Origin of the sequence: Streptomyces sp. NPDC058052 (assembly GCF_042885515.1) — a bacterium.
In the GTDB taxonomy this organism is placed as follows: Bacteria; Actinomycetota; Actinomycetes; order Streptomycetales; family Streptomycetaceae; genus Streptomyces.
This window is the reverse complement of sequence record NZ_JBHVRX010000023.1, coordinates 51660-63897: the sequence shown is the minus strand read 5'-3', so window position 1 is coordinate 63897 and position 12238 is coordinate 51660. Positions and strand designations below refer to the sequence as shown.

Genomic DNA, 12238 nt, shown 5'->3' with positions numbered 1-12238 from the left:
CGAGACGGCCCTAGTCGTTCGTGTATTCCTCCACAACGGTGGCGCCGAGCTCGCGGACGATCAGCTCGTGCCCGGAGAGCGCCGACTCGACGAGGTCCGGATCGTCCTCCTCCGGCACGTCGTCCTCGGGCGCGACGGGCTGCGGCTGCCGCTGTACGGGAGCGGGCGCCGGGGCCTGCGCGGCGGCCTGGGGGACGGGCGGGGCGGCCTGCGCGGGAGCGGGCGCGGCCGCCTGCGGGACGGACGGCGCGGCCGGGGCCGGGGCCGGGGGCCGCCCGCCGCCGAAGCCACCGCCACCGCCTCCGCCACCTCCGCCACCGCCGAAGCCGCCACCGCCTCCACCGCCGAAGCCGCCACCGCCGCCGCCGGAGAAGGAGCCCGCGCCGGGCGGGGGCGCGGAGCCGCCGGACGGGTCGACGATCGCCTCGACCTTCCAGTGCACGTTGAACTGCTCGGCGAGCGCGGCCTTGAGGACGTCCTCGCTGCCGCTGCTCGCGAAGTTGTCCCGCGCGCCCGCGTTGAGGAAGCCGATCTGGAGCGTGGTGCCGTCGAACCCGGCCACCTGCGCGTTCTGGCTGAGCAGGATCCAGGTGAAGCGGCGCCGGTTCTTGACGGCTTCGAGGACGGACGGCCACATGTTCCGCACCTGGGCGGCGCCGGCCGCCATGTCGCCGGACGGAGCCTGCCCGGCCGGCTGCGGCTGCGCCTGCGGCGGGGAGGCCGGGGCGGGCGCGGGCGCGGCGGCCTGGGGCGCGGCGGTCGGCCAGCCACCGGGGCGCGCGGCCCCGGGCCAGGCACCGGGCCGGGCCGCCTCCGGCTGGGCCGGCGGCTGCTGCGCGGCCTGGACGGGGGCGGGCGCGGGGGCCGGGGCGGCCTGCTGCGGGGGCGGCGGCGGGGCCATCGGCGTATGGGCGTCGGGGCCGGGGACGTACCCCATCGGCGGTCCGGCGGGCGGCGCCGGCGTGAAGACGGCGGCGGCCGGCGGCGCGGCGGCCGCCCCGCGCTCCAGCCGGTCGAGGCGCGCGAGCAGCGACCGCTCGTCGTCGAAGGCGGCGGGCAGCAGCACGCGCGCGCAGATCAGCTCCAGCTGGAGGCGCGGCGAGGTGGCGCCGCGCATCTCGGTCAGCCCCTCGTTGACGAGGTCGGCGGCGCGGCTCAGCTCGGCGGCGCCGAACACCGACGCCTGGGCCTGCATCCGCTCCACGACGTCGACGGGCGCGTCGATGAGCCCCTTCTCGGCGGCGTCGGGGACGGCGGCCAGGATCACCAGGTCCCGCAGCCGCTCCAGCAGGTCGGCGACGAACCTCCGGGGGTCGTTCCCGCCCTCGATGACCCGGTCGACGACCTCGAAGGCCGCCGCGCCGTCGCCCGAGGCGAAGGCGTCCACGACGGAGTCGAGCAGCGACCCGTCCGTATAACCGAGCAGCGAGGTCGCCATGGCGTACGTCACACCGTCCTCGCCGGCACCGGCGAGGAGCTGGTCCATCACCGACATCGAGTCACGCACGGATCCGGCGCCGGCCCGCACGACGAGCGGCAGCACCCCGTCCTCGACGGGGATCCCCTCCCGCCCGCACACCTCGCCGAGGTACTCCCGGAGCGTCCCCGGCGGCACCAGCCGGAACGGGTAGTGGTGGGTGCGCGACCGGATGGTCCCGATGACCTTCTCGGGCTCGGTCGTCGCGAAGATGAACTTGAGGTGCTCCGGCGGCTCCTCGACCACCTTCAGCAGGGCGTTGAAGCCCGCCGAGGTGACCATGTGGGCCTCGTCGATGATGTAGATCTTGTACCGGCTGGAGGCGGGCCCGAAGAACGCCTTCTCCCGCAGGTCACGGGCGTCGTCCACACCACCGTGCGAGGCGGCGTCGATCTCGATGACGTCGATCGACCCCGGCCCGTTGCGCGCGAGGTCCCGGCAGGACTGGCACTCCCCGCAGGGCGTGGGCGTCGGCCCCTGCTCACAGTTCAGGCACCGCGCCAGGATCCGCGCGCTGGTCGTCTTGCCACAGCCGCGCGGCCCGCTGAACAGGTACGCGTGATTGACCCGGTTGTTCCGCAGGGCCTGCTGCAACGGGTCGGTGACATGCTCCTGCCCGATGACCTCGGCGAAGGACTCGGGGCGGTAGCGGCGGTACAGCGCGAGAGACGACACGTATACGAGGTTATAGGCGCCCGCCGACAACCCGGGAAAGGAGAGGGAGGGGCGGGGCGGAGTCGGGTCGTGGGGGGCGTGGCGGGGGAAGGGGCCGGCGGGACGGGGTCCGCCGCCGGGCAGGGGCGCGAGGCTTGATCCCGTAGCGCCGGGGAAACCTCCGAGGCCCCCAGGCCCTCGCGGGCCCTCCGAGTCTCCGGCTCTCAGAACTCCCCGAGTCTCCGGCTCTCAGACTCCCCGAGTCTCAGAACTCCCCGGCTCTCAGAACTCCCCGAGTCTCCGGCTCTCCGAGACTCCGGGAACGCAAGCGCCCCCCACGCACCCGCCAGAGCCGACCTACCCTTGCTGCCTTCCGGCCCTGGGGGAGTTCAGTCAGATAGCGCCGCGTGAGGGGCTCCGCCCAGACTACCCGATCGGAGCCGCTTCCCCGACCCTCTCCCCCGCACCTTCCCCACCCCACGGATCACGTTCGCGAGCACCCTCCACGGTCATGTAATGTTCTTCCCGGAGGATTCGCCTAGTGGCCTAGGGCGCACGCTTGGAAAGCGTGTTGGGGGCAACCCCTCACGAGTTCGAATCTCGTATCCTCCGCCAGCCCGAAGGGCCGGACCGTGAAAACGGTCCGGCCCTTCGGCGTTTCCCGGCCCGGGCCGGTCACACGGGGCAGGGGCGGTACTCCAGGCTCAGCTCGCGGTCGACCGCGTAGCCGGTGCGCGTGGAGGCGTCGACGCCCTGCGGCCAGGAGTGGGGCCGAGGGGATTGCCGCACCCGCCTGGTTCCGGGCCTTCAGGGCGCGGACGTCCTCCTGGGGCATCCCGGCGCGGGTGATCGCCTTGGCCTGGCTGCGCATGTCGACCAGCTCCCGGGCGATCTCCTCGCCGGTCGCGCCGGCCTCCCGCATGGCGGCCTCCGTGCGGCGCATGGCCTCCCGGAGCCCGCGATACCGCATCCGGGTCCGCTGGGCCTCCACCTTCTGATCCATCGGCATCACCCGGATCCGGCACAGGGGTCGTCGGCGGAGGCGGGCCGTTCCAGCGGAACTCGTGACGGGGAGTGAGGTCGCTACGCATGCGCGCGTCCTCTGGGAGCGGTGCGGATCCCTTCACGCAGGCGCACCGATGATCACTCCTACGGGCTTGCGGTCCGCCTGCCCAAACCTGCGCGAAACCACCTCTGACCTGCATTTTCATGCCGTCACACCCGTGAATCCGCTCCATGGAAGAGATGCTTTTTCGACGTTCCGTTCACCGGATCGGGCGGTGATCAGACGGAGGGACGTTCCTGCGCCATCCACCCCGTAGCGGAGCCGATACGTTCTGTGACGACCAGTCGGCTCATCAAGCATCAGGGGCAACTCATGGGGAAGTTGAGGAAGTCGGTAACGGCGGCGGTCGTCGCGGGGCTGTTCTTCGCCGGGGCGGGGGGTGCAGCCGCGAGCTCATGGCACGAGATGAAGCTCGCTACCCCCGGGGCCAGCTTCAAGGGCCGGTGGGCGTGGCAGTCCAAGAACATCGTCCCGAGCGGTCTGCATGTGAAGGGCACTCTGAAGGACGAGAAGCCCAACGATGGCCACAACGTGTACCTGCGGCTGAGGGTCTACTCGTACCCGTGGGGAGAGATTCGCGGAGTCCAGCGGAAGGCCGTCACGGTCGACAAGGTGCTCTCCGACGGCGCGGTCCTCGTCACGAAGGAGGTCCGTATGCACCTCTGCCGGGACCGGGGTTCGCTCAGGCCGGACAACTGCACGCCGCTCCGTCTGTTCAAGCGGAAGTAGCCAGTAGCCGCGCGGGAGCCGCCTTCGGGCGGCTCCCCTTCTCATTGGAGCTCAAGCGATGGACACCGTCCTCCGCGCCGAGGGCGTGGACCTCTTCTACGGCGAGCAGCACGCAGTACGCGGAGCCGACTTCAGCCTGGCACGGGGCGAAGTAGCTGCGATCACGGGGAGCAGCGGGTCGGGCAAGTCATCCCTGCTGTACTGCCTCGCCGGCGTTCTTCCGCCCACCAACGGCACCGTCTCCTTCGAAGGAGTTCCGTTCTCCACACTGCCCGATGACGAGCTGAGTGCCTTACGTCGGGAGCGGATCGGCTTCGTGTTCCAGTACGGGGAACTCCTCTCCGAATTGACTGTCGAAGAGAATGCGGCGCTACCACTCCGTCTCGCCGGTATCGACAAGAACCGTGCTCACGCGATCGCTGCTCAGGTGCTGGGACGGCTGGGCTTGGGGGACCTTCTGCGCCGCAGGACTTCGAAACTCTCCGGAGGCCAGGCCCAACGCGTTGCGGTGGCGCGCGCTCTCGTACATCGCCCTGACGTCGTGTTCGCCGACGAGCCGACGGGTGCTCTGGACAGCACGAACGCGGCTCATGTGCTGGACGAGTTTCTGCAGTTGGCCAGGAGCCAGCGCACGGCTGTCGTCATCGTCACTCACGATGCCGCCGTCGCGGCTAAGGCCGACTCCCAGTACACGATGTCGGACGGTGTCCTAGCCCAGCGGGTGGCAGTGTGAACCCGCTGCTGCTCGGGTTCCGTCTCCTCTGGGGCAGCGGTCGCCGAGGACGTATTCGATTCCTGCTCATGGCGCTCGGATCCGCACTCGGTGTGGCCTGCCTAGCGGCCGTCATGACCATTCCCACGATCGTCGCATCCCACGACGCGAGAACGCAGGCCCGGGAGATCCAGCCGGGCAAGCACAGCAACGTCGTGTTCTACGAGCTGCTGGATCCCTACGGCTCGCAGCCATTGCAGCGCACGTTTCTGGCCCGGAAAGCACCGGGACCCGTTCCGCTCCCTCCAGGCATCGAACGGCTGCCGACCGCCGGCGAGGCGATCGTCTCGCCGAAGCTCAGCCAGGTCATGGAGACCAGCGCCGGGGCACGAGGACTCGTCCCGGGGCGCGTCATCGGTTTGATCGCCCCTGAGGGCCTGGGGGGCCCTGACGATCTCTATGCCTATATCGGCACCACACCGGACCGGATTCCAGATGCCCTGCCTTTGGGGAGCTTCGGCATCGATCACCCTTGGCATCCCGTCATCGAACCCTCGACGCTCGACATCCTGCGGTTCACACTCGCCTGCGTCGTTCTCCTTCCGTTGGTCATCTTCCTGTCCGTCTGCGCTCGTCTGTCCGGCGAATCACGTGCACGGCGGCTGGCAGCGCTGCGGTTGGTAGGTCTCAGCATCAAAGGCACAGTGCGGGTCAACGCAGCGGAGACCGTCGCAGCGGCGGGTCTCGGGTCCGTGCTCGGGCTCGCCGGGTACCTCGGGGTCAACGAGATCATGGCGCGGGTCGGCCTCCCGGGGTTGCGGTGGTACCCGGCAGACGGGCGGCCCGAGTGGGCGACCGTGGCGGTGTGCCTGGTCGGGTGTCCCGCGCTCGCCTGGATCGTCGGTCTGTTCAGCGCCCGCCGGGCAGCTCTCTCGCCCATCGCGGTGCGCCGGACGGCGGAACGCAGGCCGCCGCGGAAGTTCGGGACGCTGCTGCTGGTTCCGGGGCTGGGCGTGATCAGCGGCTACTGCGTGATGAGCGTGATGGGGCGGGACCCGTCCGGTGGGTCCGCCAGCTCCACGCTCGTCCCTTGTGCCGTGCTGCTGACCGGCGCCGGGCTCGTCTTCGGACTGCCTCCCGTCACCGCCTGGCTCGCGCGGCGCCTCGCGGGAATCAGCAAGTCGCTTCCGCTGACGTTGGCGATGCGGCGTACCGAGGTGGATCCGGGCTCCTCGCTCCGGGTGGTCACCGGACTCGTGCTCCTGGTGTTCGGTGCCTCGCTCACCCAGGGCGTGCTCATCGAACTGGACCAGGTGAGCCGGCGTACGGCTCCGCTTCAGGAGTACCGGATCAATCTGAAGGACCTGAGCCCTGCGCAGCGCGGGGCGGTGGTGCGTGTGCCAGGAGTCCGAGACCACGTGGTCTCGTACGAGTCCTGGGACGACTTCTCCGACGAGATCAGGCCGACTGTGACAGCGATCGTCGCCACCTGTGCGCAGCTGAAAGCGCTGACCGAACGGAGCGCCGGGTGCCAGGACGGCAGGATCCAACAGCTGCACGACGACCGGGCGGCGTACTGGGACGACCCTGAACCCGGGGTGCGTTTCCCCTTCGCACTGGAAGACGGTCGGAAGACGTCGCTCACCGTGCCGCTCCACCGGGTCGACACCCACCCCTACGACATCTCGGTCTTCGCCTCCGGCAGCCTGCTCGTACCACCCTCACTGGTGCCCCGGAGCCTTGCTGCTGGGGCGGGAAGTCTGACGTTGGTGTCCGATGCGGATGCGGAGACCGTGCGGCGGGTGCTGGATGGGGTGGGGGCGGTGGTGCCTACGGCCGAGGTGGAGGCGGTGGGGATCGCTGTCGAGGCGTTGGCGCAGCTGACAGTGGTGCGGAGCCTGCTGGGGACCGGCATGGTGCTCGGGCTCGTCGTCGGGGTGGCGGCGTTTGTGGTTTCTGTGGCTGATCGGGCGCTGGAGCGGCGGGGGCAGGTGGCCGCTCTGGCGTTGCTGGGGGCTCGGGGGCGGACCTTGCGGGTGGTGCAGGTGGTGCAGGTGGTCGTGCCGTTGGGGGTGGGGCTGGGTGGGGCCGTGGTGGCGGGGTGGCTGGCCGAGTCGAGTTACCTGATCACCGGGGGCGGGGCCGTGCACTGGGACTGGGAGGGGTTGCCGCTGTTGCTGGGGAGTGCGGTGGGGGTGCTCGTCATCGCGGGGGTGGCCTCCGTGCCGATGGTGCGGCGGCATGTGGATCCCGAGCACATCCGGCGCGATTAGTTTCGGGGGGCGGCGGAGTCTCTTCTTCGTCGTTGTCCGTCGCCGTCGTCGTTCCGGAGGTCGTCGTGTCCGATTCCCCCAAGGGTCCCGCCAGTTACTTCCCTTCCATCGAGGCCACGTACGGGCGGCCCGTGTCCGAGTGGTTCGAGGTCATCCGTTCCTCGCCGCTCAGCAAACACATGGAGCTCGTCGGCTGGCTGAAGAGCGAGCACGGGCTCGGGCACGGGCACGCGAACGCGCTCGTGGCCGCCGTCCGGGCCGAGGACGGGCGGTAGCGGTCAGGCGAACTGGCCCGGCACGTAGTCGCCGGCCGGCTGCTGGGTCATGACGTTGATGCGGTTGAACGCGTTGATCAGGGCGATGAGGGAGACCAGGGCGGCGAGCTGCTCCTCGTCGTAGTGCTTCGCCGCGTTCTCCCAGGCCGCGTCGGTGACGCCGGTGTGGTGGTCGGCGAGGCGGGTGCCCTGCTCGGTCAGTTCGAGGGCGGCGCGCTCGGCCTCCGTGAAGACCTTGGCCTCGCGCCAGGCGGCGACCAGGTGGAGGCGGAGGGCGGTCTCGCCGGCCGCGGCGGCGTCCTTGGTATGCATGTCGAGGCAGAAGCCGCAGCCGTTGAGCTGGCTCGCGCGGATCTTCACCAGCTCCTGGGTGCTGTGCGGGAGCACGGCGTCCGGGATGCCGAAGCCGGCCGAGGCGAGGTGCTTGACGACCTTGGCGGCGATGGGGCTGGCGAAGAGGTTGAGGCGGGCGTCCATGGGGTTCCTCCGTGAGGTGGGGCGGGTGTGTTCTCCGTGGGCTTTCATGGGATTGACGGAGTGCGCCGCGCGGATGTGACAGGGGTGGGACCGAAGTGGATGTGAGCTACGTCACGCGGGAGTTCGAGCGTGGGGGTGTGCGGCTGTCGCTGCGCGACTGGGGCGGGGACGGGGCCGGCGTACTGCTGCTGCACGGGCTCGCCGGGCACTGCGGGGAGTGGGACGGGCTCGCCGGTCGGCTGAGCGCCGACGGGTACCGGGTGGTCGCGCTGGATCAGCGCGGGCACGGGGCGAGCGAGCGGCGGCCCGGGGACGTCTCCCGCGCGGCCTACGCGGAGGACGTACTCGGGGTCGTCGAGGAGTGCGGCGGCGGGCGGCCGTTCGTGCTCGTCGGGCAGTCCTACGGGGGGCTGGCCGCGCTGCTCGCCGCGGCCCGGCGGCATCCCCTCGTCGCCGGGGCGGTCCTGGTCGAGGCCGGGCCCGACCGGTCGACGCCCGAGGACGTGGCGCAGGTCGTGGGCTGGCTAAAGGGGTGGCCGGTGCCGTTCGCGAGCCGGGAGGCGGCCGTCGCGTACTTCGGGGGCAGCGGCCTCGGCGAGGGGTGGGCCTCCGGTCTTGAGGAGCGGGACGGCGGGTGGTGGCCGCGGTTCGACGTCGCCGTGCTGGCCGCCTCGCTCGCCGAGAACGCGCTCCGCGGCTGGTGGGACGAGTGGGACGCGATCGAGGTGCCGCTGCTCGGTGTCCTCGGCGAGAAGGGGATCATCGGCGCCGAGGTGTGGGACGGGATGGCGCGGCGCCGGCCGGGGCTGCGCGGCGTCTCCCTGCCGGGCGCCGGTCACGACGTCCATCTGGAGCGGCCGGAGGAGGTGTTCGGGGCGGTGGCGGCGTTCCTGCGGGACGTCGCGGCGGCGGTACGGTGACCGGCCGGGGCGGTGCGGGGCCGGGGCGGAGCGAGGATGGATGAGGCGGTGACCGGCCGGGGCGGGGCGGGGATGGATGAGGCGGTGACCGGCCGGGGCGGGGCGGGGATGGATGAGGCGGTGACCGGCCGGGGCGGGGCGGGGGTGGGGCGGTGAGGGGCCGGGGCTGCGAGCGGGCAGGCCCGGGGCGTGACGTCGCGGGCTTGTCCTGGAGTCGGCTCCAGGCTCTAGGGTGCGGCGCATGCGCTATCGGATACTCGGTGGGACCGGGATCGAAGTCAGCACCTACTGCCTCGGCACGATGATGTTCGGGTCGGTCGGGAATCCCGACCATCAGGACGCCGTGCGGATCATCCATTCCGCGCTCGACCGGGGGATCAACTTCGTCGACACCGCCGACATGTACTCGGCGGGCGAGTCCGAGGAGATCGTCGGGAAGGCGTTGCGCGATCCGCGCCGCCGGGACGAGACCGTGCTCGCGAGCAAGGTGTACTTCCCCGTCGGCGGGGAGGGGCCCGCGCGGGGCGGGCTCTCGCGGCGGTGGATCGTGCGGGCCGTGGAGGCCAGTCTGGCGCGGCTCGGGACGGACCGGATCGACCTGTACCAGGTGCACCGGCCCGACCACCGGACCGACATCGAGGAGACCCTGGACGTCCTCGGCGACCTGGTCTCCCAGGGGAAGATCCGGGCCTTCGGCTGTTCGGCCTTCCCCGCCGAGCGGATCGTCGAGGCGCACGCGGTCGCCGAGCGGCGCGGGCTGCGGCGGTTCCGGACCGAGCAGCCGCCCTACTCGCTGCTGGCGCGCGGGGTGGAGACGGCGGTGCTGCCGCTGGCGCAGCGGTACGGGATGGGCGTGCTGACCTGGGCGCCGCTCGCCTCCGGGTATCTGTCGGGGGCGTACCGGAAGGGGCGGGCGGTCGACCTCTCGCGCGGGCGGGCGGCGATCACCCCGCACCGCTTCGACCCCGCCCTCCCCGAGAACGCGGCGAAGCTCGACGCGGTCGAGGAACTGGCCCTGCTCGCCGAGGACATCGGCTGCTCGCTGCCCGAGCTGGCGGTCGCCTTCGCCGCCGCGCACCCGGCCGTGACCTCGGTGATCCTCGGGCCGCGGACGGGGGAGCAGCTGGACGGGCTGCTGAAGGGCGCCTCGCTCGTCCTGGACGACGAGGCGCTGGACCGGATCGACGCGATCGTGCCGCCCGGGACCGACCTCTACCGGGCCGACGGCGTCTGGCGGCCGGCCTCCCTCACCGAACCGGCGCTGCGGCGGCGGCCGTTGGGCGAGCGGGCCGCCGCCGGCTCCTGAGCCCCGGACCCGTTCCGGATCTTGGGACCGCAACCCTTCGCGTCCCCGGCCCCCGGGGTCGCTCCCTAGTGACGGTCCAGGCCGGGGACGCCGAGTTCCGAGAGGCCGTCGAGGAAGAGGTCCACCCCGACCGCGGCGAGCAGCAGGCCGAGGAGCCGGCCGAAGAGCTCGATGGTGCCGTGGTGGGTGCGGCGCAGCAGCCGGGCGAGGAGGAGGACGCAGACGAGGTCGAGGGCGATGACCGTCACGTACGCGCCGACGGCGGTGGCCCGCCAGCCCACCCCCTCGCGGGCGGCGGCCTCGATGAGCACCGCGGTCATGGCGAGCGGGCTGACCACGTACGGCATGAGGAGTTCGCGCAGGCCGCTGACGGTGTCGGGGGTGTCCTGGTGGGTGCCGTCGGAGCCGAGGTGCACGCCGAGGACGAGGCCGACGGCGTAGATGAAGAAGATGACGCCGCCGGCGAGCTGGAGCGCGGGGGTGCTGATGTGGAAGAGGTCGAGCAGCCACGGGGCCGTGATGCCCGCGACGAGTCCGACGAGGACCGCCGCCCCGGAGGAGAGGAGGGCGATCGTGCGGAGCTGGCGGATCGGGTGCACCTGGGCGAGGCCGGCGAAGGAGAGGAGGACCTTCGGCGGTCCGACGACCGAGAAGAACGTGATGAAGGCGGCGGAGAAGGTGAAGGGGTTCACAGCCGACATCATGGGGCGGTCGGGTGATTCGGGACGGATTTGGTGATTCCGTCCGCGCGGTGTCGAGATCCGCGCGCCGGTTCCGACTCTCCTTCGGAAGGGCCACGAAGAGGGCCCGGGAAGAGACGGGAGGACGTCATGAAGTACCTGGTGATGGTGGAGGGCTCGCACGCCGACTACGAGGCGATGTCCGGGCGCGGCTCGGCGCAGAGCCCGGCCTGGGACAAGGAGTCCCTGACCGCGATGTTCGACTTCATGAACACGCTCAACAAGGAGCTGCTCGCGAGCGGCGAGATGCTCGACGGGCAGGGTCTGGCCGACCCGGGCGAGACCCGGCTGGTGTCGGTGGACGGGGAGGGCCGCCCGGTGGTGACGGACGGCCCGTACGCGGAGACCAAGGAGGTGCTGGCCGGCTACTGGGTGCTGGAGTGCGCGAGCCTGGAGCGCGTGACGGAGATCGCCGCCCGGGTGGCGCGCTGTCCGCAGCCGGCGGGGGCGCCGGAGTATCCGGTGGTGATCCGCCGGATCGACGAGACGGGGCCGGTGCAGGACTGAGCGCGGCGGGCCGTACGGGCACTACCCCCTGGGCCCGCCGAGGCGGGCCAGGGTGGTGTCGAGGTCCGGGGTGTGCGCCCGCGCGCGGTTGTACGGGAGCCGGCCGAGCATCAGGGCCATGCCGCAGGTGTTGGTGAGCGCGGAGTAGACCAGGCCGCCGGCGATGCCCGCGGAGAGCAGCTGGAAGGCCGGGTGGACGAGCAGGCCGAGGGCGAGGCCGAGCAGGACGAGGGTGCCGGCGACCAGCCTGACCTGGCGGTCCATGGCCCAGACGGCCGTGGCGGGGGCGCCGGCCGGGCGGTCCAGGGCGTGTCCGGCGGCGGCCCAGCCGCTGGTGCCGCCGGCGAGGTCGAGGGCGGTGACGCCCTGGGCGGCGAGGCGGTCGCGGGCGGCGGCGGAGCGGTTGCCGGACTGGCAGACGACGAGGAGGTCGCCGCGGGTGGCGGCGTCCTTCAGGGCGGGCAGGGCGCGGCCGAGCGCGTCGAGGGGGATGTTGAGGGCGCCGGGCAGGTGGCCGGAGGCGTACTCGGCGGGGGTGCGGACGTCGACGACGGTGAGGTCGGCGAGGCGGTCGCGGGCCTCGGCGGGATCGAGGATCTGGGGCACGGTCATGGCAGGTGTCATCCTTGGTTGTCGAAGGCCCCCCGTCCCTGGGGAGTAAATTACCCCGTGGGGTATCTGCTGGAGGAGTGGTTGTGGAACTCGATCTCGCGGGCGCGGAGCTCAAGGCCGTGCTGAACCGGCTGCGCCGGGCGCAGGGCCAGATCTCCGGCGTGATCCGGATGATCGAGGAGGGGCGCGACTGCGAGGAGGTCGTGACCCAGCTGGCCGCGGCCTCGCGGGCGCTGGACCGGGCCGGGTTCGCGATCATCGCGACCGGGCTCCAGCAGTGCCTGACGGAGATGGAGAACGGGAAGCGGGACGGCGAGGACCCGGACAAGATGCGGGCCCGGCTGGAGAAGCTGTTCCTGTCCCTGGCCTGAGCGGGCCCCCGCACGCACGCGGGACCTGACTGACCCGCACACGCACACGGGACCCGAGTGGCCCGCACACGCACCCGGGGCCCGAGCGGCCCGCACCCACACGGGGCCCGAGCGGCCCG

General features: G+C 72.0%; 13 protein-coding genes, 1 tRNA gene and 1 other RNA gene. 10 read left to right on the top strand and 5 right to left on the bottom strand.

Annotation, left to right across the window (positions count from 1 at the left end; translation table 11 throughout):
- Positions 1–10: 10 nt before the first annotated feature.
- A complete protein-coding gene (locus tag ACFVU3_RS27580) occupies positions 11–2152 on the bottom strand; it encodes a DNA polymerase III subunit gamma and tau (protein ID WP_390070312.1) in 2142 nt (713 codons plus the stop codon).
- A 300-nt stretch (positions 2153–2452) separates the two neighbouring features.
- Positions 2453–2551: signal recognition particle sRNA small type (ffs, locus tag ACFVU3_RS27575), an RNA gene on the bottom strand.
- 107 nt (positions 2552–2658) lie between these two features.
- Here ffs and ACFVU3_RS27570 point away from each other — a divergent pair.
- The 6 genes from ACFVU3_RS27570 to ACFVU3_RS27545 all read left to right on the top strand — a co-directional run bounded on the left by ACFVU3_RS27570 (position 2659) and on the right by ACFVU3_RS27545 (position 7186).
- Positions 2659–2746, top strand: a tRNA-Ser gene (locus ACFVU3_RS27570).
- Positions 2747–2976: 230 nt separating this feature from the next.
- Positions 2977–3129, top strand: coding sequence for a hypothetical protein (locus ACFVU3_RS27565; RefSeq protein WP_390070311.1), 153 nt, complete (start codon positions 2977–2979; stop codon positions 3127–3129).
- Between the two features lie 380 nt (positions 3130–3509).
- Positions 3510–3926, top strand: coding sequence for a hypothetical protein (locus ACFVU3_RS27560; RefSeq protein WP_390070310.1), 417 nt, complete (start codon positions 3510–3512; stop codon positions 3924–3926).
- Between the two features lie 58 nt (positions 3927–3984).
- A complete protein-coding gene (locus ACFVU3_RS27555; protein ID WP_390070308.1) occupies positions 3985–4659 on the top strand; it encodes an ABC transporter ATP-binding protein in 675 nt (224 codons plus the stop codon).
- Complete coding sequence (locus ACFVU3_RS27550) at positions 4656–6911, top strand: FtsX-like permease family protein (RefSeq protein ID WP_390070306.1); 2256 nt, start codon at positions 4656–4658, stop codon at positions 6909–6911. Before ACFVU3_RS27555 ends, ACFVU3_RS27550 begins: the two co-directional genes overlap by 4 nt.
- 65 nt (positions 6912–6976) lie before the next feature.
- Positions 6977–7186, top strand: coding sequence for a DUF4287 domain-containing protein (locus tag ACFVU3_RS27545; protein WP_390070304.1), 210 nt, complete (start codon positions 6977–6979; stop codon positions 7184–7186).
- Between the two features lie 3 nt (positions 7187–7189).
- On the opposite strand, the gene ACFVU3_RS27540 is transcribed toward ACFVU3_RS27545, so the two are convergent.
- Positions 7190–7663 (bottom strand): carboxymuconolactone decarboxylase family protein, encoded by a 474-nt coding sequence (locus ACFVU3_RS27540; RefSeq protein WP_390070302.1) that lies wholly within the window; start codon positions 7661–7663, stop codon positions 7190–7192.
- A 101-nt stretch (positions 7664–7764) separates the two neighbouring features.
- Between ACFVU3_RS27540 and ACFVU3_RS27535 the strand changes: the two genes are divergently transcribed.
- Positions 7765–8583 carry an alpha/beta fold hydrolase gene (locus ACFVU3_RS27535; protein ID WP_390070300.1) on the top strand — a complete coding sequence of 273 codons (819 nt, stop codon included), beginning with the start codon at positions 7765–7767 and terminating at the stop codon, positions 8581–8583.
- Between the two features lie 241 nt (positions 8584–8824).
- Complete coding sequence (locus ACFVU3_RS27530) at positions 8825–9889, top strand: aldo/keto reductase (protein ID WP_390070298.1); 1065 nt, start codon at positions 8825–8827, stop codon at positions 9887–9889.
- 65 nt (positions 9890–9954) lie between these two features.
- Here ACFVU3_RS27530 and ACFVU3_RS27525 read toward each other — a convergent pair whose 3' ends face one another.
- Positions 9955–10590, bottom strand: a complete 636-nt coding sequence (locus ACFVU3_RS27525) for a MarC family protein (RefSeq protein WP_390070406.1) — start codon at positions 10588–10590, stop codon at positions 9955–9957.
- A gap of 129 nt (positions 10591–10719) precedes the next feature.
- Here ACFVU3_RS27525 and ACFVU3_RS27520 point away from each other — a divergent pair, with 129 nt between their 5' ends.
- The gene (locus ACFVU3_RS27520) at positions 10720–11136 is read left to right on the top strand and encodes a YciI family protein (RefSeq protein ID WP_390070296.1); all 417 of its coding nucleotides are present in this window, start codon (positions 10720–10722) and stop codon (positions 11134–11136) included.
- 21 nt (positions 11137–11157) lie between these two features.
- On the opposite strand, the gene ACFVU3_RS27515 is transcribed toward ACFVU3_RS27520, so the two are convergent.
- Positions 11158–11748: a rhodanese-like domain-containing protein gene (locus tag ACFVU3_RS27515; RefSeq protein WP_390070294.1), complete on the bottom strand. Its 591-nt coding sequence runs from the start codon at positions 11746–11748 to the stop codon at positions 11158–11160.
- An 83-nt stretch (positions 11749–11831) separates the two neighbouring features.
- Here ACFVU3_RS27515 and ACFVU3_RS27510 point away from each other — a divergent pair, with 83 nt between their 5' ends.
- Positions 11832–12119 carry a metal-sensitive transcriptional regulator gene (locus ACFVU3_RS27510; protein ID WP_043224790.1) on the top strand — a complete coding sequence of 96 codons (288 nt, stop codon included), beginning with the start codon at positions 11832–11834 and terminating at the stop codon, positions 12117–12119.
- Positions 12120–12238: the final 119 nt, after the last annotated feature.

What these genes read in the sequence shown, in the direction of transcription:
- ACFVU3_RS27540 (WP_390070302.1), bottom strand. Translation starts at nt 7,663, where the DNA reads ATGGACGCCCGCCTCAACCTCTTCGCCAGCCCCATCGCCGCCAAGGTC.
- ACFVU3_RS27555 (WP_390070308.1), top strand. Translation starts at nt 3,985, where the DNA reads ATGGACACCGTCCTCCGCGCCGAGGGCGTGGACCTCTTCTACGGCGAG.
- ACFVU3_RS27515 (WP_390070294.1), bottom strand. Translation starts at nt 11,748, where the DNA reads ATGACCGTGCCCCAGATCCTCGATCCCGCCGAGGCCCGCGACCGCCTC.
- ACFVU3_RS27525 (WP_390070406.1), bottom strand. Translation starts at nt 10,590, where the DNA reads ATGTCGGCTGTGAACCCCTTCACCTTCTCCGCCGCCTTCATCACGTTC.
- ACFVU3_RS27560 (WP_390070310.1), top strand. Translation starts at nt 3,510, where the DNA reads ATGGGGAAGTTGAGGAAGTCGGTAACGGCGGCGGTCGTCGCGGGGCTG.
- ACFVU3_RS27520 (WP_390070296.1), top strand. Translation starts at nt 10,720, where the DNA reads ATGAAGTACCTGGTGATGGTGGAGGGCTCGCACGCCGACTACGAGGCG.
- ACFVU3_RS27530 (WP_390070298.1), top strand. Translation starts at nt 8,825, where the DNA reads ATGCGCTATCGGATACTCGGTGGGACCGGGATCGAAGTCAGCACCTAC.